The sequence below is a fragment of the Trueperella bernardiae genome (genome assembly GCF_001469025.1).
Lineage (GTDB): Bacteria > Actinomycetota > Actinomycetes > Actinomycetales > Actinomycetaceae > Trueperella > Trueperella bernardiae.
This window is the reverse complement of record NZ_LNIZ01000001.1, coordinates 23707-45369: the sequence shown is the minus strand read 5'-3', so window position 1 is coordinate 45369 and position 21663 is coordinate 23707. Positions and strand designations below refer to the sequence as shown.

Annotated in this window: 22 protein-coding genes; 1 reads left to right on the top strand and 21 read right to left on the bottom strand. The window is 67.6% G+C overall.

Annotated features, from left to right (window positions below):
* Nucleotides 1-2: 2 nt before the first annotated feature.
* The 12 genes from AQZ59_RS00210 to rpsP all read right to left on the bottom strand — a co-directional run bounded on the left by AQZ59_RS00210 (nt 3) and on the right by rpsP (nt 8996).
* On the bottom strand, nt 3-905 hold the full coding sequence (locus AQZ59_RS00210; RefSeq protein WP_062612037.1) for a tyrosine recombinase XerC: 903 nt from the start codon (nt 903-905) through the stop codon (nt 3-5).
* Nucleotides 902-2002 (bottom strand): DNA-processing protein DprA, encoded by a 1101-nt coding sequence (gene dprA, locus AQZ59_RS00205; protein WP_062612034.1) that lies wholly within the window; start codon nt 2000-2002, stop codon nt 902-904. The genes AQZ59_RS00210 and dprA overlap by 4 nt, the downstream gene beginning before the upstream one ends.
* The gene (locus AQZ59_RS00200) at nt 1999-3519 is read right to left on the bottom strand and encodes a YifB family Mg chelatase-like AAA ATPase (RefSeq protein ID WP_062612032.1); all 1521 of its coding nucleotides are present in this window, start codon (nt 3517-3519) and stop codon (nt 1999-2001) included. Before AQZ59_RS00200 ends, dprA begins: the two co-directional genes overlap by 4 nt.
* Nucleotides 3516-3875: a YraN family protein gene (locus AQZ59_RS00195; protein WP_062612030.1), complete on the bottom strand. Its 360-nt coding sequence runs from the start codon at nt 3873-3875 to the stop codon at nt 3516-3518. The genes AQZ59_RS00200 and AQZ59_RS00195 overlap by 4 nt, the downstream gene beginning before the upstream one ends.
* Nucleotides 3876-3982: 107 nt before the next feature.
* Entirely contained in the window at nt 3983-4294 is a 312-nt protein-coding gene (locus AQZ59_RS00190; protein WP_062612029.1) for a DUF2469 domain-containing protein, read from the bottom strand.
* The gene (locus AQZ59_RS00185) at nt 4291-4959 is read right to left on the bottom strand and encodes a ribonuclease HII (protein ID WP_062612027.1); all 669 of its coding nucleotides are present in this window, start codon (nt 4957-4959) and stop codon (nt 4291-4293) included. The genes AQZ59_RS00190 and AQZ59_RS00185 overlap by 4 nt, the downstream gene beginning before the upstream one ends.
* A complete protein-coding gene (gene lepB, locus AQZ59_RS00180; protein WP_062612023.1) occupies nt 4946-5710 on the bottom strand; it encodes a signal peptidase I in 765 nt (254 codons plus the stop codon). The genes AQZ59_RS00185 and lepB overlap by 14 nt, the downstream gene beginning before the upstream one ends.
* A gap of 148 nt (nt 5711-5858) precedes the next feature.
* A complete protein-coding gene (rplS, locus tag AQZ59_RS00175) occupies nt 5859-6209 on the bottom strand; it encodes a 50S ribosomal protein L19 (protein ID WP_062612020.1) in 351 nt (116 codons plus the stop codon).
* Between the two features lie 119 nt (nt 6210-6328).
* Nucleotides 6329-7684, bottom strand: a complete 1356-nt coding sequence (gene trmD / locus AQZ59_RS00170; RefSeq protein ID WP_062612019.1) for a tRNA (guanosine(37)-N1)-methyltransferase TrmD — start codon at nt 7682-7684, stop codon at nt 6329-6331.
* A gap of 2 nt (nt 7685-7686) precedes the next feature.
* The gene (gene rimM / locus AQZ59_RS00165; RefSeq protein ID WP_062612018.1) at nt 7687-8226 is read right to left on the bottom strand and encodes a ribosome maturation factor RimM; all 540 of its coding nucleotides are present in this window, start codon (nt 8224-8226) and stop codon (nt 7687-7689) included.
* Between the two features lie 81 nt (nt 8227-8307).
* A complete protein-coding gene (locus AQZ59_RS00160; RefSeq protein ID WP_062612013.1) occupies nt 8308-8544 on the bottom strand; it encodes an RNA-binding protein in 237 nt (78 codons plus the stop codon).
* Nucleotides 8544-8996 (bottom strand): 30S ribosomal protein S16, encoded by a 453-nt coding sequence (rpsP, locus tag AQZ59_RS00155; RefSeq protein WP_062612008.1) that lies wholly within the window; start codon nt 8994-8996, stop codon nt 8544-8546. Before rpsP ends, AQZ59_RS00160 begins: the two co-directional genes overlap by 1 nt.
* A 306-nt stretch (nt 8997-9302) precedes the next feature.
* Here rpsP and AQZ59_RS00150 point away from each other — a divergent pair, with 306 nt between their 5' ends.
* Complete coding sequence (locus AQZ59_RS00150) at nt 9303-10247, top strand: cation diffusion facilitator family transporter (RefSeq protein WP_062612006.1); 945 nt, start codon at nt 9303-9305, stop codon at nt 10245-10247.
* A gap of 27 nt (nt 10248-10274) precedes the next feature.
* On the opposite strand, the gene AQZ59_RS00145 is transcribed toward AQZ59_RS00150, so the two are convergent.
* From AQZ59_RS00145 to ndk, 9 genes are all read right to left on the bottom strand, one after another.
* Nucleotides 10275-11339, bottom strand: a complete 1065-nt coding sequence (locus tag AQZ59_RS00145) for an amidohydrolase family protein (RefSeq protein ID WP_062612005.1) — start codon at nt 11337-11339, stop codon at nt 10275-10277.
* Nucleotides 11340-11352: 13 nt separating this feature from the next.
* On the bottom strand, nt 11353-12897 hold the full coding sequence (gene ffh, locus AQZ59_RS00140) for a signal recognition particle protein (protein ID WP_062612004.1): 1545 nt from the start codon (nt 12895-12897) through the stop codon (nt 11353-11355).
* Between the two features lie 83 nt (nt 12898-12980).
* Nucleotides 12981-14186 carry a signal recognition particle-docking protein FtsY gene (gene ftsY, locus AQZ59_RS00135; RefSeq protein WP_062612003.1) on the bottom strand — a complete coding sequence of 402 codons (1206 nt, stop codon included), beginning with the start codon at nt 14184-14186 and terminating at the stop codon, nt 12981-12983.
* Nucleotides 14187-14331: 145 nt separating this feature from the next.
* Nucleotides 14332-15657, bottom strand: coding sequence for an amidohydrolase (locus AQZ59_RS00130; RefSeq protein ID WP_062612673.1), 1326 nt, complete (start codon nt 15655-15657; stop codon nt 14332-14334).
* A 53-nt stretch (nt 15658-15710) separates the two neighbouring features.
* The gene (locus AQZ59_RS00125) at nt 15711-16256 is read right to left on the bottom strand and encodes a hypothetical protein (protein WP_148132192.1); all 546 of its coding nucleotides are present in this window, start codon (nt 16254-16256) and stop codon (nt 15711-15713) included.
* 126 nt (nt 16257-16382) lie between these two features.
* Nucleotides 16383-19958 carry a chromosome segregation protein SMC gene (gene smc / locus AQZ59_RS00120; RefSeq protein ID WP_062612001.1) on the bottom strand — a complete coding sequence of 1192 codons (3576 nt, stop codon included), beginning with the start codon at nt 19956-19958 and terminating at the stop codon, nt 16383-16385.
* A gap of 30 nt (nt 19959-19988) precedes the next feature.
* A complete protein-coding gene (locus AQZ59_RS00115) occupies nt 19989-20855 on the bottom strand; it encodes a hypothetical protein (RefSeq protein WP_152994700.1) in 867 nt (288 codons plus the stop codon).
* Nucleotides 20812-21144 carry a hypothetical protein gene (locus tag AQZ59_RS00110; protein ID WP_062611995.1) on the bottom strand — a complete coding sequence of 111 codons (333 nt, stop codon included), beginning with the start codon at nt 21142-21144 and terminating at the stop codon, nt 20812-20814. Before AQZ59_RS00110 ends, AQZ59_RS00115 begins: the two co-directional genes overlap by 44 nt.
* Before the next feature lie 64 nt (nt 21145-21208).
* Nucleotides 21209-21622: a nucleoside-diphosphate kinase gene (gene ndk, locus AQZ59_RS00105; protein ID WP_062611992.1), complete on the bottom strand. Its 414-nt coding sequence runs from the start codon at nt 21620-21622 to the stop codon at nt 21209-21211.
* Nucleotides 21623-21663 lie beyond the last annotated feature (41 nt).

The window sequence follows — 21663 nt, the reverse complement described above, 5'->3', positions numbered from 1 at the left end:
TGTTAGGCGCGCGGGTGGGCCTGGCCGAAGGCGGCGCGCAGGCGCTCGGCGCTCACATGGGTATAGCGCTGGGTTGTGCCGAGCGAGGAGTGGCCGAGGATCTCTTGGACGTTGCGCAGGTCCGATCCGCCGTCGAGCAGGTGGGTGGCCGCCGAGTGCCGCAGGGCGTGAGGCCCGATGTGCGGCAGGTCCGCAAGGTCGGTGAGCCGGTCGAGGACCGTACGTACCATGCGCGGGTCGATCCTGCGTCCTGCCTTGCCCACGAACACCGCTGGCGTCGGCCCCTTGAGGAACTGGGGGCGTAGCGCCAGCCATTCCGACAGCGCCTCGCGGGCGGGCCTACCGAAGGGGACGATGCGCTCCTTATCTCCCTTACCCACCACCCGCAGCGTCATGTCGGGCTGGATGCTGGACACGTCGAGGCCCACGAGCTCGCTGACACGGATCCCGGAGGCGTAGAGCAGCTCGACCATCGCCCAGTCCCGCACCGTGAGCTCGCCGTCCTCCGCCGCGCGATCCGCGGCGATATCGAGCAGGCGCTTGGCCTGGGCATGACTCAGCACCTGGGGTAGCTTGTTCTCCGCCTTCGGGGAGGTGAGCCGCTGGCCCGCGTCGGAGTCGATGTGCCCGTTCTTGTACAGCCACCGGGTGAAGCTACGGATCGCCGCCGAGTGGCGGGCCATCGAGGCCCTCGAGTGGCCCTCCTGCTGGAGGGAGGCAAGCCAGGAGCGCAGGTCGGCAAGCTCCACGAAGCGCAACGCTCCCGCCACGTCGTCCGAACTGGTGCCGAGGAAGTCGAGGAAGGAGCGTGCCTCGGCGGCATAGGCGGCCACGGTGTGCTCGGACAGCCCGCGCCGCACACCCAGCTCGCGCACGTAGTCGTCCAGAATCGTCTCGATGCTCATGACTTCACCTTAGTGCGCCGGTAGCGCCCGTCGCGCTCTTCCACACGCCCGGCAAGTACCAGCCGGCCGAGCGCCGCCAGGGTCTCGGGCAGGGCCATGCCCGCTGTCGCCGCGATCGACGCCGCGCCCTTACCGCGGACGAGGGGCACGGCATCGAAGGCGCGCTGCTCGCGCATGTCGAAGCCGTCGTCCACCCCGCCGGAGAAGAAGTCGGCGGCCAGTGGCCCTTGGACCCCGATTGGCCCCATGAGCTCGCGCAGGTGGCTCACACTGCCGATCGCAGTGGCGCCGTTGCGAAGCAACTCGATGCAGCCCTGGCTCTGCACGGAATCGATTGGGCCGGGGACAGCGCCGACCGGCCGGCCGATCGCGAGCGCGTGGCGCGCGGTTGACAGAGCACCGGAGCGCACGGGCGCCTCGACCACTACGGTGGCCTGGCCCAGCGCCGCGATGATGCGGTTGCGGGCCAGGAAACGGAAGCGCTGCGGGGCGGCCCCCAGCGGGGATTCGGACACGATCGCGCCGCCCGCCTCCAGGGTCTTAGCGAAGAGCGATTCGTGGGAGCGGGGGTAGACCCGGTCCGCGCCGCCCGCGCTGACAATAAGGGTGGGACGGCCGGCGATGAGGGCACCCTGGTGGGCGGCGGCATCGATGCCGAAGGCCCCGCCGGAGACCACGGTGGCCTCCTCGGAGATCTCGAAGGCGAAGTCGCGGGCCGTGCGCAGGCCGGTGGAGGTGGCCGCGCGTGAGCCGACGATCGCCACTGCCCGCGCCTCCAGCGCCGTTGGATTACCCTTGACCCACAGTAGGAGCGGCGCGTCGGCGCCCAGGTCGTTCAGTTGGCTCGGCCACCGCGAGTCCTCCGGCCCGATCACGCTCACCCCGGTCATCTCCAGCGCCCGCATGTGGAACGGCTCTTGGTGGGCAAGCCGGTGGCGCCAGCGCTCGATCTGCGCGCGCATGCCCGGCTCAAACTCCCCGTCGCGGATAGCCTCGAGTGCCCCGGCCGGGCCGAGGTTCTCGATGAGGGTATGGGCGATGGGGTCAGCTCCCTCGGTCATGCGCGACCATTCGATGCGCGCCTGCAAATCGTTCACGAGTCCATCCTTCCGCTCAACATGAAGGCCGCCGCCACGTCGTCGTCGGTGGGCCTGCCGTGCCCGGCGAGGTCGGCAATCGACCAGGCGAGGCGCAAAATCCTGTCATACCCGCGCAGCGAGAGCAGGCCCGAGGCCAGGCCCTTGTCGATCCGGGCCAGTGTCACGCCCTGGAGCGGGGTGTTGCGCCGCAGCCAGGAGCCGGGCACGTCGGCGTTACGCTCGAGTTCGAGGCCGGCCAGGCGGAAGGCCTGCCGCTCCCGGGCCTCGGCCACGGCGCTCTTCAGCTGCGCGCTCGAGGCGCTTCCGCCCCGGCGCAGGTCTGCCTTCGACGGGCGACGCAGGGTAACGTGGATGTCGATACGGTCGCGCACCGGGCCGCCTAGCGAGGCCTCATACAGCCGGATGTCGCGCGAAGTGCACGTGCACGCCGAGCCCGGGTCGAGCCTGCGCCCGCACCTGCAGGGGTTGGCCGCCGCGATGAGCTGGAAGCGTGCCGGGAAGCGCACGCTCGCCTTCGCCCGCGCCACGTCAATCCACCCCTCCTCGAGCGGCTGGCGCAGGGACTGGATCGCTCGCGGGGCAAACTCGGGAAACTCGTCCATGAAGAGCACGCCGCGGTGCGCGGCTGTGATCGCACCCGGCCGCGGCATCCGCGATCCCCCGCCCACCAAAGCCACCGTGGTGGCCGTGTGGTGGGGCGCGGCGAAAGGCGGATGGACGGGCAGGGACGTGACCCGCTCGCCCGTGAGGGAGGCGATCGCCGCCACCTCCAGCGCGTCAGCCTGGCTGAGGTCCGGGAGGATGCCGGGCATGCGGCGGGCGAGCATCGACTTACCCACCCCGGGCGGGCCGACCATGAGCATGTGATGCCCGCCCGCGGCCGCCACCTGGAGGGCGAGGATCGCCTCCTCCTGCCCGCATACGTCAGCCACGTCCGCCATCGCCTCCGGCACGTCAAGCACCTCGGCACTGAGCTGGGTTGGGGGCGGGACGACGACGCCGGGCACCCCGCACATCTCGGCCACCTGGGCCAGGTGGTGCACGCCGATGACCTCCAGCCCGTCCACGAGCATCGCCTCGTCCTGGTTGGCCTGGGGCACGATCGCCACCTGCGCGTCCTTAGCCGCGAGCAGGGCGGGCAGGACCCCGCGCACCGGCCGCACCGAGCCGTCCAGGCCGAGTTCGCCCATGACAACCGCCTCGCGCCCGAAACCGAACCCGATCGAGCCGAGGATCGCCACCGCGATCGACAGGTCAAAGCCGGTACCCGATTTCATGACGTCGGCCGGCGATAGGTTGACCGTGAGGCGCCGATTGGGCCACGTGATCCCGATGGCGTGAAAGCCGGCCCGCAGGCGTTCGCGCGCCTCATTGACCGCCGCGTCGGGAAGCCCCACGATGTGGAAGCTCGGCAACCCGTTGAGCTGGACGGCCTCCACGAGGATTGGCACCGCCTGCACGCCCACCACCGACAGGGTGTTGGCCCGCCCCACCGTTCCTGCGATCGCGCTCATAACTCCACCCCCTTGAGGTGGGTCAGCTCATGCCTATCGCCGGCCAGATCCACCGTCACCACGTCCACGCCAATCTGCGTGCCGAACGAGCGGTGGTCAAGGAGCCACTGCAACAGCAGCCCTTTGATCCGATTGACCTTGAGCGCGGTCACCGCCTCTGCGGGCGTGCCCGCCCGGTGAGTACGCCGTGTCTTGACCTCAACCGCCACGATCGCGTTACGTTGCGGGTCGAAGCCCACGATGTCGATCTCGCCCCCGCGCGTACGCCAGTTGCGGGCGAGGATCGTCCAGCCCTGATGCGTCAGATATGTTGCCGCGAGGTTCTCGCCCCACGCGCCTAATTCATTGTTCGTCATAGGACGATTTCAGCAGGAATCGCCGGCGCCTGATTTCGCAAAAGCCCCAAATGTGGGTAAAGCTCCCGCAAGGGAAAATGTGGATAATGTTTTTTCGCGAAATAACGCTATTCGAAGTCGAGCCCGCGCGAGAGATCGGGCTTGTTCAGCTCCTCCACGTTGACGTCCTTAAAGGTTACGATCCGCGCGCCGCGGATGAACCTCGAGGGGCGGAAGATGTCCCACACCCACGCGTCCGTGAGCATCACCTCGAAAAAGACGTCACCGGCGGCCGAGGCGCGAACCTTGACATCGACGTCGTTGGCCAAATAGAAGCGCCGCTCGGTCTCCACCACAAACTGGAACAGGCTCGCCACGTCCCGGTACTCGCGGTAGAGCGCGAGTTCGGCGTCCGCTTCGTAGTTCTCCAGTTCGCTCATCGTCCCTGCTCCAATCCAGGTAGTTTCCAACTCGTTCGGTGGTGCTCGCTCGCGCCCAGCGCTCCCAGGCCCGCGATGTGGGCCGGCGAGGAGTATCCCTTGTTTCGCTCCCAATCGTAGCCCGGATACTGCGCGCCGAGCCGGGTCATGAGCTTATCGCGCTCCACCTTCGCGAGCACGCTCGCCGCGGCCACCACCGCGCAGCGCGCGTCGCCCTTGACCTCCATGTGCACAGGATAGGGCGGAAGTTGCGGCCCGATCGGCAACTCCGACGGCGACCACCAGTCGTGCGTGCCGTCCAAGATCACCGCCGAAATCGGCAGATCCAGCTGGGCGAGCGCCTCCCCGGCGGCATACCGCAGCGCGCCGATGATCCCCCACTGGTTGACGACGTCGGCGCCCGCGTGCCCCACCGCCGCGGCTTCCACCCACTCACGGACCTGGCCCACTGCGCGGGTCCGCGCTATCGGCGTCATGAGCTTCGAATCGCGCAGTCCCGCGGGGAAGTCATCGGGAGTACCCAGGGAGACGACCGCGATGCCCACCGTGGCCGGCCCGGCGAGCGCCCCGCGCCCCACCTCGTCAACCCCCGCCACGTAGCGACCGCCGCGCTCGCTCACCTCGCGCAACAGGGCGAGCTCGACCTCGCGATCAGGGACTATCAACGCCTGCGAACACCTCTCTGGCCGAGGGGATCTTACCCATCCGGTCGAGCGGATACATGGTCAGCCACGCTCGCCCCTCGATGTTCGAGATCGGCACGAAACCAAAGCCGGTGGCTTGCTGGTGGTAGCGCGAATCCTTCGAGCGGTCGCGGTTATCGCCCATGAGCCACACGTGCCCATCAGGAACCACCACGTCGAACTCCGTGTCCGACGGCGAGGATCCGGGCTTGATGTACGTCTCCGTAATCGGCTCGCCGTTGACCGTGATGAGGCCGTCATGACAGCACTCCACGTGATCGCCGGGCAGGCCAATGATGCGCTTGACCAGATGGTCGCCCACGTTCTGTGGGACCACGCCCACGAGTTCGCCCACACTGATGAGCACCTTCTGCACCCCAGAATAGTGCGGCTTCGCCGAGTCGGACAGCCAGTTGCCCGGGTCCACGAACACGACCACGTCACCCCGGTGGAGGTCTTCCTCCGAGTCCGCCAGCTTGTTGACCAGGATCCGATCCCCCGGAATAAGCGTGTTCTCCATCGACTCAGACGGGATGGCGAAGGCCTGCGCGAAGAAGGTCTTGATGATGACCGAGATGAGGAGAGCTACCGCGATGATCGTGGCAAATTCGAGCACGGTGGATCCCAGGCGCTTCTTGGCGCCCACTTCGCCCTTCTCGCTCCGACTCGGTTCAGCACGGTGCTCGGGCGGGTACGACGGCGGCATCGCGTCCGCCTGGTCAAGTTCCTCCATCGCGCTCCTCCTACTGACCACTACACTACGTCACCGGCCGGGCACGTTCGCCGCCGAGCCGGGGTGTCTCCACGTGACTTCGCCGACAGCGTTCGGGCTGTGGATAAAAAAGAAGCACCCTCGCGGGTGCTTCCAGCTTGCGACACCCCTAGGCGTCTGCACGCATCTCGCGGATCTTCGCGGCCTTGCCGTGACGATCGCGCAGGTAGTACAGCTTGGCGCGGCGAACGCGGCCACGGCTGACCACCTCGATTGAGTCAACGTTCGGGGAGTGCAGCGGGAAGCGACGCTCCACGCCAACACCGAAGGACACCTTGCGGACCGTGAAGGTCGCACCAATGCCGTTGCCGCCCTTGCGGTCGATGACAACGCCCTGGAAGACCTGGATACGGTGACGCTGGCCTTCCACAACCTTCACGTTGACCTTGACCGTGTCACCCGCGCGGAAGTCGGGGCGCTCGGTCAGCGATGCTTCGTTAATCTTGTCGATAATGATCATTATCTTCTCAACCACCCTGCGCGCAGGTCAGAGTGCTTTCCGGGCTTTCGCCCGTTCGTCGGAAAGAACTTGCAGCCGGATCGTGCCCCCTGCGGCAGGCCGCGAATCCCATACAAGCCCTACAATTGTGGCACACGCGCCCGGATCGCCAAAGTGACATCCTTGTTGATCTGCTCACCCACAACGAATTCGCGCGCGCCCACAACCCTGAAGCCGGCCCGCTTGTAGGCCCGGATGGCACGTTTGTTGGCGGTGTTCGTCCCTAGCCAGACGTACGGCTCGCCACCCTCGGCCCGCCGCGCCATCTTGGCCAGGGCCTCGCGCATGAGGATGTCGAACACGCCCGTGCCGCGCCACGGCGTATCGACGTAGAGCTTGGACAGGTACACGAGCTCGCCCTCACGCGGGGTGTCCTCCAGCACGACGTCGACCGGCGCCCCCGCCTCGATCGCCTCGGCCTGGTCCTGTGCGCTCGCCGGGAAGAAGGCCATCGCGTAGCCGGCGAGCTTGCCACCCACGCGGGCCACGAGCACGAGGTAGCGCGGGTCGGCGACGTAGTTCGCGAACCGCTCCGAGCTCAGGTTTTCGGCCACGAAGGCCGCGATGTCGGCGTCGGCCATGCCGGGCGGGCAGGCGTGCGGGAAGAGCCGGCCGGCAAGGGCAGCGACCTCTCCCGCCTCCGCCGGCCCAGCCTCGTTCACGACTACGCGCTGCAGGCCCTCCCCGACCACCCAGCCGAGCCGGGTCAAGGTCGCGCGATCCCTCTTGCCCAAGCCAGCCACGTCGAGCACGGCGATCATGTCCGGGCGCCGGGCGGCCGTGCGCTCGAGGGCGCGGTCGCGCCGCCAGCGAGCCACCTTCCCGTGGTCGCCGGAGGTGAGGACCTCGGGCACGTCCAGGCCGCGGAAGGAGGTGGGCCGGGTGTAGACCGGGTACTCGAGCAGGCCGGCCACCCCGTGCGATTCCTCGCGCAGCGACTCGGGGTTGCCCACCATCCCCGGCACGAGCCGCGAGACGGCCTCGACCAACGCAATCGCGGCCACCTCTCCCCCGTTGAGTACGTAGTCGCCGAGCGAATACTCGACCACCTCCATGCCCGCCGCACGGTAATGTTCGGCCACCCGGGCGTCGATCCCCTCGTACCGTCCGCACGCGATGACGATTTGGTCAGCCTCCGCCAGCTCCCAGCACGCCTGCTGCGTGAGCATCGCGCCCGAGGGCGTCGGGATCGCAAGTACGGCACGGCCGGGGCCCACGACGTCGTCGATCGCCTTGCCCCACACGTCCGGCTTCATCACCATGCCGGCGCCCCCGCCGAACGGCGAATCGTCCACGGTGCGGTGGACGTCGGCGGTCCAGGTGCGCAAGTCGTGCGCGGCGATATCGATAAGGCCGCGGCTGCGCGCCTTGCCGACAAGCGACAGGTCGAGCACGGAGAAGAACTCGGGGAAGACCGAGATGATGTCAAAGCGCACGCCTACCGCCCCTCGGTCTCCTCGGAGATCACGAGCTCGTCGGGCGAGAAGAGCCCGGGAGGGGCGTCGATGATCACGCAGTTATCCTCGAGGTCCACCTCGGTGACGATCTCCTTGACGAAGGGCACCCGGGTGATGATCCCGTCCGGCTCGCGCACCACCAGCAGGTCCTGAGCGGGCATCGGCTCGAGCCCGACCACGATGCCGAGCTCGTAGCCCTCCGGGTCGAGCACCTCCAGGCCCTTGAGCTCGTGCGGGAACCAGGCATCTTCTTCCGCCTCGTCCTCATCCGACTCGATGACCAGCTTCACCCCGCGCAGCGACTCGGCGCCCGTGCGGTCGGCGTACTCGGCGAAGCGCACGTACTGGGTGCCCTTGTATTCGCGCCGCGCGGTGATCGTCACCGGGCCCATGTCGGCCGGGTCGGTCTCCAGCGTGGTGCCCACGGCGAGCCGCCGCTCCGGATCGTCCGTGCGCACGTCCAACTTCACGTCACCCTTGAGGCCGTTCGCGGCACCAATGATCGCCACCGTCAACTGCATGACTCCCCCTTTTTCTCTTCCTTCAATCTTGCCTGGATAGCAAAGGACCCGCCACACCTGGCGGGTCCTTCACGGAAGTTATCACAGATCGGTTTCGATCACGTCAACGCGTACCGGGCCCTGCGTTGCAAGCGCGCCGATCACGGAGCGCAACGCCTTGGCCGTGCGGCCGTTGCGGCCGATCACACGCCCGAGGTCCTCGGGATTGACTCGGACTTCGAGGAGCTCACCGCGGCGGTTGTTGCGCGAGGTGACCTCGACGTCGTCCGGATTGTCCACGATTCCGCGAACGAGGTGTTCCAAGGCGTCAGCAAGCATTACGCTTCCTCAGCCTCTGCCGGAGCCACGTCAGCCTCGGCCTCAGCCTGTGCAGCCTCCGCCTCGGCCTCCTCGCGAGCCTTCGCCTTGTCGGCGCGGCGCTTCTCGGCCTCGGCCTGGACGGCCTTGGTGGCCTCCTCGCGCTGCGCGGCGATGTCCACAACCTCGGCGGTCTTCAGGGTGGAGCCACCCTCGAGACCCTTGGCTGCCTGCCAATCACCCGTGATCTTCAGCTGAGCCAGCACCGGCTCCGACGGCTGGGCGCCGACCGAGATCCAGTAACGAGCACGCTCCGAGTTGATGTCGATCACCGACGGCTCGGTGTTCGGGTTGTAGTAACCGATCTCCTCAATGACGCGGCCGTCACGCTTCTTGCGAGAATCGACGACGACGACGCGGTAGTGGGCCTCACGGATCTTGCCCATACGCTTCAAACGAATCTTGACTGCCACTTTAGCGGTCACTCCTAGTTCATGTTTGGTGGGTTCCAACCGGAAACGTGGGAAATCATGCGTCTGGTTTTTACCCGGACTGAGACGCCGCCAGGGTGAGAGGGACCCGGTGATGCCTGAGTACAACGAACCATGATGCCAGACTTTGCCCACTTTTTGCACTCCCTGCTCGCTTTCCGCTCGGTGGTAGTGGTCACGTGCCGGGTTTTCAGGAGCCCTAAACACGGCGTTTCATTGTAGCGAAGTGTGCGAAAGGTCCCTCAACTGTTAGTTCCCATCGCCGCTGGCAGGAACGACAATGGAGTCATGACCCAAGACACCCGCCACAGGGAGAACCTCGCGCCGTACGCGTGGCTCTCGATCGGCGTCGCTATCGTGACCATCGCGCTCAAAGCGGGAGCCTACCTCGCCACCGGCTCTGTCTCCCTCCTGTCGGACGCGATGGAGTCAGTGGTCAACCTCGTCGCGGCGGTCATCGCCCTCATTTCGCTCATGCTGGCCGCCAAGCCCGCCAGCTCGCGCTACACCTTCGGGCGCTCGAAGGCCGAGTACTTCTCCACCGCCATCGAGGGCGCCATGATCTTCGGCGCGGCCGCGCTCATCATCTTCGCCGCGATCATGCGCCTCGCTCACTCCAAGCCCGTGGAGAGCCTCGGGATTGGCCTGGTCATCTCCGCCATCGCCGCCCTCATCAACGGCGCCGCCGGCATGTACCTCATTCGCGTGGGCCGTAAGAAGCGCTCGATCACGCTCGAGGCCGATGGGCGCCACCTGCTCACCGACCTCATCACCTCCGCGGGCGTCATCGTCGGCCTTCTCCTCGTCCTGGCAACCGGCTGGTCCATCCTCGATCCCCTCATCGCGATCGCCGTCGCCATCAACATCGTGTGGACGGGCCTCTCGCTCCTGCGCACCTCGCTCTCCGGCCTCATGGACGTCACACTTCCCGACGACGAAAACGCGGCCATCGTCGAGGTCCTGCGAAGCTTCAGCCAGCCGGGCTCGATCAGCTTCCACGGTCTGCAGACCCGCCAGTCCGGCCGCGAGCGCTTCATCAACGTCGACCTCCAGGTGCCGGGGCTGTGGACGGTCAAGCAGGGCCACGACCTCGCGATGGAGGTCGAGCGCGCGATCCAGGCCCGGCTCGACAACACCGACATCGTCATCCACGTCGAACCGATCGAGGACGAGGCCTCGTATGAGGATATCCCCGAGGGCTTCATCCCGCTCGGCGACGAGTACTGGTCCTAGCCCGCCGACCTGACGGGCCGGCGCGGCCTAGATGACGCGCACCCCTGAGGCGAACACGGCCAGCGGCTCGCGTAGCGTCTCGATGTTGACTTCCGGGTCTTCCCGGTACACGACGACGTCGGCCGGCTCCCCTTCCGCCCACACGTCGAAGCCGATCTTGGCTCGCCCATCAAAGGTGGCGGCCGCCATGACGAGGTCGGCCGGCATCCCGTCCTCGACCGCGTCGATGAGTTCGTCAACCAGGTTGACCTCCGCCACGTTCTCCGCCGTGTCGGAGCCCATGAGGAAGTGCGTGTCTGTCTCGACCATGAGGGCCAGGTGCTCGCGGCGCCTCGCGTCCATCCCCAGCATGCGTTCCACGTAGGTGGGGAACTTCGCGCCTTTGGCCGCGAACTCGGGGAAGCGGCGGATCTGGTGAACCGTGGGGGTGATGAGGATCCCCCGCGCGGCGGCCTCCAGCAGGTGGTCACGGGTCATACCCGTGCCGTGCTCGATCCCGTCCACGCCCGCCTCCAGCAGGTCATCCACCGTCTCGGTGGCGAAGGTGTGGGCGGTGACCTTGCCCCCGGCGTCGTGAACGGCGGCCACAGCGTCGATCAGCGCCCTGCACGGCCACAGCGGCGTGGTGTCGCCGACCTCGCGGTCGATCCAGTCGCCTACGATCTTGATCCAACCATCCCCGCGCTCGAACTGGCGCACGGCCTCGGCGGGGAGGCCTGCGGGTTCGACGTCGACAGCGAGGTGGCGTTCGTAACGCTTGAAGCGCGCAATGTGCTGGCCCGAATGCATGACGCGGGCCAGCCCCGGCTCCCACGCGACCTTCGCATCGTGCTGGCCCCCGGCGTCGCGAACAGTGGTGATCCCGTGCCGGGCCAGCACCTGCAGGCGACGGCGCATCTCAGCCACCGGGAGCGGCTCGGGCGTGCGGCGCATGCCGGGGTGGGTGTGGACGTCGAGGAGGCCAGGGTAAGCGAAGCCCGCAATCTCCTCTCCCCCACCGGAGCGCGGGGGCGAAAAGGCGAGGCGGCCGCCGTCGATCCAGGCTTGGCTCGCGTCGGTCCCACGGAGGGTACCGCGAAGATGAACGGTCATGATTCCTCCCCGCCTACTTGAGGAAGCGCGCCAGCTCCTCCATGTCGACCTCGGGCTTGGCCTGCGGGCCGCCGAACGCGCTGCCCTTCTTCGCCTCGGCCTCACGCTGGGCGGCGAGTTCCTGCTGGCGGCGCTTGGCCGGGTTGCCCGAGCGGCCCTTCTTCGAACCGGAGGTGTTGCGCTTCTTCTTGTTCTGCCGCTTCGTGTAGCCACCGCCCATGCCCGGCATGTTCGGCATGCCCGGGATGTTCGGCATCCCGCCGCGCGACATGCTGGTCATGACCTTCTTCGCCTGCTCGAAGCGGTCCACGAGCTGGTTGACTTCCGTGACCGTGGTGCCCGAGCCGTTGGCGATGCGCAGGCGACGCGAGCCGTTGAGGATGCGGGTGTCGGCGCGCTCGGCCGGGGTCATCGACTTGATGATCGCCTCCTGGCGGTCGATCTCCCGCTCGTCGAACTCCTCGAGCGCCTCGCGGTACTGGCCCATGCCGGGCAACATGCCCATGAGCTTCTTCATCGAGCCCATCTTGCGGATCTGGTTGAGCTGCTCGAGGAAGTCGTCAAGCGTGAAGTCGCCGCCGGCCATCTTCGAGGCCAGGTCCTCGGCCTGCTGCTCGCTCCACGTGCGCTCGGCCTGTTCGATGAGGGTGAGCAGGTCACCCATGTCAAGGATGCGGGAGGCCATACGGTCCGGGTGGAAGCGTTCGAAGGCGTCCAGCTTCTCGCCCGTGGAGGCGAACAGGACCGGCTGGCCGGTCACCCCGCGCACGGACAGCGCGGCGCCGCCGCGGGCGTCGCCGTCGAGCTTGGAAAGGACCACACCGGTGAAGCCCACCCCGTCACGGAAGGCGAGGGAGGTATTGACCGCGTCCTGGCCGACCATCGCGTCCAGCACGAACAGGATCTCATCAGGGTTGACGGCATCACGGATGTCGCGCGCCTGGGCCATCATCTCTTCGTCCACACCGAGGCGGCCGGCCGTGTCGACCACCACCACGTCGAACGTATTTTCCTTCGCGTAACGAACCGAGTTGCGGGCCACCTCGACCGGGTCGCCGATGCCGTTGCCCGGCTCGGGGGCGAAGACGTGGACACCGGCCTGCTCGCCGACCACCTGGAGCTGGTTGACGGCGTTGGGGCGCTGCAGGTCCGAGGCCACGAGGAGCGGGCGGTGGCCGTTCTCGCGCAGCCAGCGGCCGAGCTTGCCGGCCAGGGTGGTCTTGCCCGCACCCTGGAGGCCGGCGAGCATGATGACCGTGGGCGGCTTGGGGGCCCAGTTCAGCTCGCGGGTTTGACCGCCGAGCACCTCGATGAGCTCCTCGTTGACGATCTTGACCACCTGCTGGGCGGGGTTGAGCGCCTGGCTCGCCACCGCACCCACCGCCTTCTCACGGACCGCGGCGGTGAACTGCCGCACGACGGGCAGGGCCACGTCCGCATCCAGCAGCGCGCGGCGAATGTCGCCGATGACCGCTTCGACGTCCTTCTCCGACAGGCGCCCTGCCTTGCGCAGGTTGCGAAGCGAACCGGTGATCCGATCAGAAAGCGAATTAAACATGCAGACCTCAAACGAAGTAATAGAACGAGCAAAAGTCTACCCCAAGCGCGCCGCCGGCCAGGTGGCGCGCTTGGGGCAGGAGATTAGGCGAGGAGGGAATCGACGAAATCCTCCGGGTTGAAGGGTGCCAGATCGTCGGCGCCCTCCCCCAGACCGACGAACTTCACCGGCACGCCAAGCTCGCGCTGGACCGAGACCACGATCCCACCCTTGGCTGTGCCGTCCAGCTTGGTGAGCACGATGCCGGTGATCCCGGCGACCTCCGCGAACACCTTCGCCTGTGTCATGCCGTTCTGGCCCGTTGTCGCGTCCAGCACCAACAGCACCTCGCGTAGCGGGGCGCCCTTTTCCATGACGCGTCGGATCTTGCCCAGCTCGTCCATGAGGCCCGCCTTGTTCTGCAGGCGGCCGGCGGTGTCGACGATCACGACGTCGGCCCCGGACTCGCGCCCGACCTTGACGGCCTCGAAGGCCACCGACGCCGGGTCTGCACCCTCACGGTCGGATCGCACGACGTCGACGCCAACGCGCTCACCCCACGTGGCAAGCTGGTCGGCGGCAGCCGCGCGGAACGTGTCAGCAGCGCCGAGCACCACGCTCTTGCCGTCGGCCACGAGGAGGCGGGCCAGCTTGCCGGTGGTGGTCGTCTTGCCCGTGCCGTTGACCCCGACCATGAGGATCGAAGCCGGGTGGCGGGCGTCGTCGGCGACGACGGACTCAAGGTTAAGGGAACGGTCCATGTCCGGGCCGACGAGCGCGAGCAACTCCTCGCGCAGGATCACGCGCACCTCCTCCACGTCGGTGGTACCGCGCACCTTGGTCTGCGTGCGCAGGGTGTCCATGAGCTCGGTGGTGGCGTCCAGGCCGAGGTCGGCCATGAGGAGCGTGTCCTCGAACTCCTCCCAGTCCGCCTCGGACAGGTCGCCGCGCGACAGGATCGACAGGAGCGCGCGCCCGAGCGCGCCCGAGGCGGCAAGGCGCCCGCGCAGGCGCTCCATGCGCGAGCCCACCGATTCAGGAACCTCGACGGCCGGGACCTCGACCTCGGGGACCGCGGGCTCCGCAGGGACCTCGGGCTCGGCCGGCCCAGGTTCGGCCGGAACCTGCGGCGCTACCGGCGCCTCGACGTCGGGCTCAGCCTCGGCCGGCGCCTGCTGCTCGAGCTCGGGGCGCTGCTCCCAGGGCAGCTCCTTCGACGAAGACCTGCGCTGGCGCACAACCAGCGCCGTGCCAAGGGCGAGAATAGCAAGAATGCCAAGGATAAGAATGATGATCTGTTGAGTATCCACGGCTCTAGTCTCGCCTACATCGGGCGATATTCCAAAGAGTGACTCGCTCGGCGGACCGCGCCACCAGGCCCATTGAAAAACCTTGGACGGTTCCGGCGCGATGTCCCCATATAAAGAAGATCTCGCCGAAACCGTCCAAAATACTTTACTCGCCGCGCGGCATGAGGTTGATCGCGGCGCCGGTGAAGATCCGAACCCCGGCCGGTAACACCTTTTCCTCCACGCAGAACTTACGGTTATGCGCGCCGGCGGGCGAAGCGGTGAGCATGCGGATGAAGGTGGCCTTGCCGCCGTTGGCCTGGACCCGATCCATCATGAAGGCGTAGTCCTCCGATCCGGAGGCCTCCATCCAGTTCGGCTGGTGCGCCTTCAGGCCCAGCTCCGCTGCGACGGCGTCGATGCGCTCCATGAGCTCGCGGTCGGAATCGAGCGAGATCGACTCCCCCATCCGCACGATCTCATACTCGAGCTCGTACATCGCGGCCGCCGCCTTGATCACCGCCCTGGCCCGCTTTTCCATGTACTCGTTGGTCTCGGTGGTATCGCCCCGCACCTCAATCTCCAGGTGCGCCTTGTCGGCGATGATGTTGCGCCCACCGTCGATGATCACCTTGCCCACGTTGACCCGGCTGGGCCCGTGCGAGTGGCGGGAGATCGCGTACAGGTTGAGGATCGCGGTAGCCACGGCCGGCACCACGTTGCGCCCCTCCTCGGGCGCGCCCGAGGCGTGAGCCGAGCGGCCGAAGAAGTTCACGTCCATCTTCGTGGTCGCGAGCGCGCCGCCCGCTCCGGAGCAGATGTCCCCGTCCTGGGACTTCTCATCCACGTGCTGGGCGAGCATGAAGTCGACGTCGTCAAGGTGGCCCTTGGCCACGATCGACTTCGCCCCTCGCACGCCCTCCTCCGCGGGCTGGAAGATGATCTTTAGCGTGCCGGACCACGAATCCTTCATCTCGGCCAGTAGCTTGGCGGTGCCCAGACCGATGGTGATGTGGGCGTCGTGGCCGCAGGCATGCATAGTGCCCTCATGCTCGGAGCGGAAGCCCTTGGCGGCCGGCTCGAAATCGTCGTCGTCGGCCTCGTGGATGGGCAGGGCGTCGATGTCGAAACGCATGCCGACCGTGGGCCCCTCCCCGTTGCGCATGATCGCCACCGCGCCCGTGAACTGGTCCTTGATCCTCTCCAGCCACGCGGGGTCGGCGCCCTCGTCGAGCGCGCGCTGGAAGGCCGCGGCGTCGGCGTCGGGACCGGGCAGGCCCATGCGCTCGTCGGCCTCGCACACGTCGGGGCCGTAGAGCACCTCGTAGCCCCAATCGGTGAGGCGCTCCAGGATGATCACGGTGGTGCGGTACTCCTGGAAGCCAAGCTCGGGGTAGCGGTGGAAGTCACGGCGCCACTCCACAAGCTCGTCGGTCATCTGGGCGGCGGCGTCGTTGATGCGACGCGCAATATCGTCGGTGATAGCGGTCATGATGTCCTTATTTCCGTTATGCCCGATGTTATCGGAGCCTCCTTCGGGCGTGATCACCGACGACGACGCACGGCGCCCGGGATCCGACGCGCACCGCGATACAGCGCCCTGCCGAGCCGAGCAGAGCCTCGCGCACCCTGCTTGGCCACCTGTGCCACCGTGCCAGCACCCGCCGAGCACGCCGCCCACACCTTCTGCGCGCGCGTGGACTGGGCCGGCGCCTTGTGGGAAGCGCGCTCCGAGTAGTCCTGCTTGACGTCCCCGGCAGCCTCGAGCGCCTTGATGACGGCAAGCTCGGTGGCGTCAAGGACTTTACGCGGGGCCGAGGAGCCGACCGCGCGGGAGAACTTTTCCTCAATGCCGTCCGGGGAGTAGTAGGGATCGCGCTGATCGCCGCCGAAGGTGGCAAACATATCCGACAGGTGTGTGTCCTTCATGTGAACCACGAACCTGTCCCCGTCCAACTCATTCGAGCGCCACGCCCTGACCGATTCCTCGACCCATTCGCGCCCTTCGGCGGTCTTGCGTCCGCGCGCTAAATAGTAGGCGCCGCCGCCGACGGTCCCCACAACAGCTGCACTCATCAGAATGGTCATCACCCTTTAGTTCTAGACCAGCCCCACCCAAATAGCACGCTTCGCCGTGGGCGTTTCCATCACAATTGGGTCACGGTCCCTGCTGGCAGCCGGGACCAGGGTCCGTACCTGCCCGCCGCCCGTGCGTCGTTAGCTTCCGGCGAGGTCCTTGACCCGCTGGGAGATGACGCTGGTAACGCCGTCTTCGCGCATGGCCACACCGTAAAGAGCGTCGGCGATCTCCATGGTGCGCTTTTGGTGGGTGATGATGAGCAGCTGCGAGTTGTCCTGCAGCTCCTCGAACAGCCCAAGGAGGCGGGAGAGATTCGTGTCGTCGAGCGCGGCCTCCACCTCGTCCATGACGTAGAACGGCGAGGGACGCGCCTTGAAGATCGCGATGAGGAACGCCACGGCCGTCAGCGAGCGCTCCCCACCCGACAGGAGCGAGAGCCGCTTGACCCGCTTGCCCGGCGGGCGGGCCTCGATGTCGACGCCGGTAGCAAGCACATCGTCGGGGTCGGTGAGCACCAGCTGTCCCTTCCCGCCCGGGAAGAGGCTGGCGAAGGTCGTCTCGAATTCGCGGGCCACGTCCGAAAGCGCGCTGGTCATCACCTCGTTCACGCGCTGGTCGATGTCGCGCACGATCCCCAGCAGGTCCGCCCGCGACTGGCGCAGGTCCTCAAGCTGCTCAGTGAGGTAGCGCTGGCGTTCCTCGAGCGCGGCGTGCTCTTCGAGGGCGAGGGGGTTGATCTTGCCCAGGCGTGCCAGGTCGCGTTCGGCCTTGATCAGGCGTTTTTCCTGTTCCTCGCGCACGAACGGCTGCTCCGGCTTCGGCTTCTCGCCCTCCGCCTGCGGCAAGGTGATCATGAGGTGGGGGCCGAACTCGGCCACGAGCGTGTCAGCTGACATGCCCAGGTCATCGATCGCCTTCGCCGCGAGCTGCTCGTACTTGAGGCGCTGTTCGGCGAGCGCGAGTTCGTGGCGGTGGCCCAGGTCGTCGAGTTCGCGCTGTTCCTGGCGCAGCCGCTCGAGGCTAGTGCGTGCCGCGGAGAGTTCGCCCTCGCGTGTGGCGCGCATGCCCTCGGCCTCCTCGCGCTCAGCGCTGAGGGCCGCAAGGTATTCTTGCGCGACGACGAGCGCGGCCGTGGCGTCCTTCGCCACCTGTTCCGCCACCCCGGCCGCCTCCTGGCGCCGGGCTGCCGCGCGCTCCTCCTGGGCGATGCGGGCCTCGACCGAGCGGGCCTGCGCCTGGAGCGCCTCCGACTTGCCGGCGATCGCGCGCAGGCGCTCCTCGCGGGTGCGGAGCCTCAGCCGGGCCTCCGTCTCGTCCGAACGCGCCGCCACGGTGAGCTTGTGTGCCGCGTCCCGCTCGGCTGACAGCTCGGCCGCGTGCTTGGCCAGGTCCTCCGGGGCGTCCTCGAGCTGGCCCTGCTGCTCACGCAGGTCGGCAAGTTCGTCGATGTGCCGTTCAAGATCGTGGTCAATCCGGCGCACACGTTCCTCGTTACGCTCGATCTCCTGGTGAGCAGCCGACAGCGATTGGCGCAGCACCCCGAGCTGGGCGCTGACAGCCGCCAGGTGCGAATCGCGGGCGCCGAGCTGGGCGGCGATCTGGTCAAAGTCCTCATCGGCGACCGCGGCGGCTGCGTGAGCGCGGGCCAGCTCCTCCTCGGCCCGCGCGAGGGCCTCGGTGGCGGCGGTGGTCTGGGCCCGGGCGTCGTCGTAAGCAGCCTGGCGCGCGAGGATCGCGGCCGCCTGCACCTGCCCGCCCCAGGCGTGGGTGCCGGACAGGACGTCGCCAGCCATGGTCGCCACCGCCGGCGCGCCGGCGTCGAGGAGCTGTTTGGCGGCGGCGAGGTCGACCGCGAGCACCGTGCCGGTCACTAGCGCGCGCAGAGCCACGGCCGAGCCGCCCTCTCCCTCCACGACGTCGGAGGCCAGCCGCGCCTGGTCGGCGGCAAGATTAGTCTGTGCGAGCGCCGCGCGGGCGGCGTCGTCGCGATCGGATCGCGCACCGGACTCGATGAGGAGCTCGAGGTGGCCGGCGTCGGCCTCGCGGGCGGCCCGCAGGGCGTCGACGGCGGCGTCGACGTCGCGCACGATCGCCCCCGTTGCAACGCCCGACAGCGCGGCCTCGGCGGCGGCCTCCCAGCCTCCGGCGATCTTCACCGCATCCCGCACCAGGCCCACCACGCCCGTGCGGTGCTCGTCCAAGAGCCAGGCGGTGGCGTCCTCGGGGGCGAGCGAGAGTTCAAGGGTGTCGGCCTTCGTGCGCCACTCCACCACCGAGGACTGCGCGGCGGCCACGGCCTGACGGGCCTCCTCGACCGCACCATGCGCACCCTGGCGCACGCGCGCCGCCTCTTCGTGGGCGATAGAGAGCGTGTCGTCGCCGTCGGTGTGAGCCACCGCCTGCTCCTCAAGCTCGATGACCTGCTGCTCGGCGGCATCCGCGCGCTTGCCGGCCTCCGCCATCGCGGCGGCCACGCGCTCCTTTTCAGCGGCAAGCGACTCGATGCGCGAACTCGCCGTGGCAATCTTGCCATTCAACCGGGCTGCCAGCTCGCGGCGATCGGCCACAGAGCGGTTGACGGTGGCAAGCTCCTGGTCCAGCTCACGCTCGCGCAATTCGGCGCCCTCCCGCCGAGAGATTACCTCACGCAGCGCGTCCTCGGCAGCGCGGACCTCCTTACCCAGGCTCTCCTCCTCGACCCGGGCCTCCTCCGCCCGCTGCCAGATACGCTCCGGGGCCTCCCCGCGATGCGCCGACGGGCCGGTCTGAAGCAGGGAACGCTCGCGCTCGGTGGCAAGGTTCGCCAGCCCGCGGAAGCGCTCCACGAGCGAGCCGAGCCGCTGCCAGTTCTCCGTCAGCGCCGCGATCTGCGGGCTGGCCGCATCCGCCGCCGCCTGGAGCTCGGACACCTCGTTCGCCGCCCTCGCCACGCGCGCGGCCAACTCGGCCGCGGATTCCTGGAGCTTCTTCTCATTCACCGACTGAGCCTGCAGGCGCGCCTGGGCCTGGGCGACGTCGTCGGCAAGAATGCGAGCCCGCGCGTCGAACGCCTCAGCCTGGATGACCTGGGCGCGCCGGGCCGTGGCCGCCTGGCGGGCGAGCGGGCCGAGCTGGCGGCGCAACTCCCCGGCAAGGTCCTCAATGCGCGTGAGATTGCCCTGCATCGACTCTAGCTTCCGCAGCGCCTTTTCCTTCCGGCGCCGATGCTTGAGCACGCCGGCGGCCTCCTCGATGAAACCGCGGCGGTCCTCAGGCGTGGCCGTCAGCACCTCGTCAAGCTTGCCCTGCCCGATGATGACGTGCATCTCCTTGCCCATGCCCGTGTCCGACAGCAGCTCCTGGATATCGAGCAAGCGGCAGGCCGTGCCGTTGATCGCATACTCCGAACCACCCGTGCGGAACAGGGTGCGCGAGATCGTGACCTCGGAAAACTCAATGGGCAACGCGCCGTCGGTGTTGTCGATCGTGAGCGTGACCTCGGCGCGGCCCAGCGCGGGGCGCTTCGCGGTTCCAGCGAAGATCACGTCGGCCATGTTCCCGCCGCGCAGATTCTTCGCACCCTGCTCGCCCATCACCCACGCGAGCGCATCCACCACATTCGACTTACCCGACCCATTCGGGCCCACCACACAGTTAATACCCGGCTCGAAGCTCATGGTGGTGGTCGTGGCGAAAGACTTAAAGCCACGCAAGGTCAAGGTTTTCAGGTGCACGCGCCCAGTTTATCGTGGACGAGCAAATTTTCAGCTATCCGCGCTCCACGTGATCCCGCCGTCGATGGATACGGCGCGCTCGCGGCTCCCATCCGTGCGCATGAACGTCACCTCGATCCGGCCCGCGGCTACCTCGACGTCCTCTACCGCGCCCGTCGATGGCAACTCCGCAACATAGACCCACTCCTGACCCATACGCTCGGCGAAGACGTTGCGGTTAGCGGGGCCGGCCTTGTCCACGACGACGACCGCGTGCTCGGGGTCGACATCGAAGGCCTCCACCTCCCCCACGTCCCACCTGGCCGCCACGGTCGGCAGGGACCAAGGCTCAGGCGACGGTGAGGCGGTGGCCTCCGGGGTGGCCTCGACCTCCGGCACGGTGACAAGCTCGGATTCGGGGATTGGCCGGCGGCGCATGGTGAAAGGCGAGAGGGACTCGTACTCGCCGACGTCGCTCTGCCAGCCCTCCCGGCAGTCCGCCGGGTCGAAACACCAGCTGTCGAGGTAAGCGAAGGTGAGCATCGAAGGTGCGATGCCCAGCCATGTGATCCCCGCGAGGGGCAGGGCGAACACCCAGGCTAACATCGCCAGCCCGATCCCCCACGTCCGCCACCTCCAGGCGGCCAGCGCGCCCAGGCAGGCGAGCAGCGGGGCCGCCCCGATGACCACGACGATCTTCAGCGGATCCGTGATCCACCAGCCGAGGCGGACGGAGTCCCATTCGCGGCCCGGCAGGGTGATGGCGAGCCACAGAGCGGTGGCGCAGGAAACCCACACCGCCAGCGCAATGAGCGTCACGCGGGTGAACACATGCCATCCGCGCGGCTCGGGTTCACCCTCAGCCGGGATATGGTCAGCCGTATCCACCGTCAACAACCCTCCAGGGGCCGCCATCATTACGCACAAGGATCTCCTTGTAATCCGTATACGTATCGTCGCCGTTCAGCCCCATCTCGGGAGCCTTGTCATTCGTGATGAAGTCGACTGTGAGCACGATGGCCTCATCTCCGTCGTACTGGCTCGCCCAATAATCGGAGTCGAGCTCGCCCGTGTACGTCACCGACCCGAAATCCTCCAGCACCTCTGACAACGCCGTCCAGTGATCAACGACGACGTCCGCCGCCTCGCGCACCTCGTCCTCCGAGTAAGTGGCCGAGGGCGCAAGGTTATACGTGACCTCACTCATCGGGTCGCTGGAGCACCCGCCCAGGAGGGCGAGTCCAGCGACCAAAGCGAACGCGCTACGAGACCTAGTCGAACCAGACGGAGATCTCATGGGCGGCCGACTCCGCACCGTCAGAGGAATGGATGAGGTTGCGGATCTCGCCGTCGCCCCAATCACGCCCGAGGTCGCCACGGATCGTGCCGGGCGCGGCCGCAGTCGGCTCGGTGGCACCGGACAGGGAGCGGACGCCCTCGATCACACGATCGCCCTCAATGACGGCCGCGACGATGGGGCCGGACTTCATGTAGGCGGTCATGCCCGCGTAGAAAGACTTTTCCGTGTGCTCGTGGTAGTGGCGGGCCAGCAGATCATCAGTGGCGGTGAGCATGCGCATCCGCACGATGCGGTAGCCCTTCGCTTCGATACGGCGCAGGATCTCGCCAGTGAGACCACGCTCCACGCCGTCAGGCTTGACAAGGATCAGTGTTTGTTCAGTCATGCTCCTATGATAGTCGCGCCCTCACCATTGCGTGCGAAAAA

Excerpts from the sequence above, each read along its gene's own strand:
- lepB (WP_062612023.1), bottom strand. The coding sequence starts at position 5,710 with ATGGAGGAACTTGACCAGGCGGACGCGATGCCGCCGTCGTACCCGCCC.
- AQZ59_RS00195 (WP_062612030.1), bottom strand. The coding sequence starts at position 3,875 with ATGACGAACAATGAATTAGGCGCGTGGGGCGAGAACCTCGCGGCAACA.
- ffh (WP_062612004.1), bottom strand. The coding sequence starts at position 12,897 with ATGTTTAATTCGCTTTCTGATCGGATCACCGGTTCGCTTCGCAACCTG.
- AQZ59_RS00200 (WP_062612032.1), bottom strand. The coding sequence starts at position 3,519 with ATGAGCGCGATCGCAGGAACGGTGGGGCGGGCCAACACCCTGTCGGTG.
- AQZ59_RS00210 (WP_062612037.1), bottom strand. The coding sequence starts at position 905 with ATGAGCATCGAGACGATTCTGGACGACTACGTGCGCGAGCTGGGTGTG.
- rimM (WP_062612018.1), bottom strand. The coding sequence starts at position 8,226 with ATGCAGTTGACGGTGGCGATCATTGGTGCCGCGAACGGCCTCAAGGGT.
- ndk (WP_062611992.1), bottom strand. The coding sequence starts at position 21,622 with ATGACTGAACAAACACTGATCCTTGTCAAGCCTGACGGCGTGGAGCGT.
- AQZ59_RS00110 (WP_062611995.1), bottom strand. The coding sequence starts at position 21,144 with ATGAGTGAGGTCACGTATAACCTTGCGCCCTCGGCCACTTACTCGGAG.
- AQZ59_RS00145 (WP_062612005.1), bottom strand. The coding sequence starts at position 11,339 with ATGACCGTTCATCTTCGCGGTACCCTCCGTGGGACCGACGCGAGCCAA.
- AQZ59_RS00115 (WP_152994700.1), bottom strand. The coding sequence starts at position 20,855 with ATGATGGCGGCCCCTGGAGGGTTGTTGACGGTGGATACGGCTGACCAT.
- AQZ59_RS00160 (WP_062612013.1), bottom strand. The coding sequence starts at position 8,544 with ATGCTTGCTGACGCCTTGGAACACCTCGTTCGCGGAATCGTGGACAAT.
- AQZ59_RS00130 (WP_062612673.1), bottom strand. The coding sequence starts at position 15,657 with ATGACCGCTATCACCGACGATATTGCGCGTCGCATCAACGACGCCGCC.
- AQZ59_RS00190 (WP_062612029.1), bottom strand. The coding sequence starts at position 4,294 with ATGAGCGAACTGGAGAACTACGAAGCGGACGCCGAACTCGCGCTCTAC.
- rplS (WP_062612020.1), bottom strand. The coding sequence starts at position 6,209 with ATGATCATTATCGACAAGATTAACGAAGCATCGCTGACCGAGCGCCCC.
- AQZ59_RS00150 (WP_062612006.1), top strand. The coding sequence starts at position 9,303 with ATGACCCAAGACACCCGCCACAGGGAGAACCTCGCGCCGTACGCGTGG.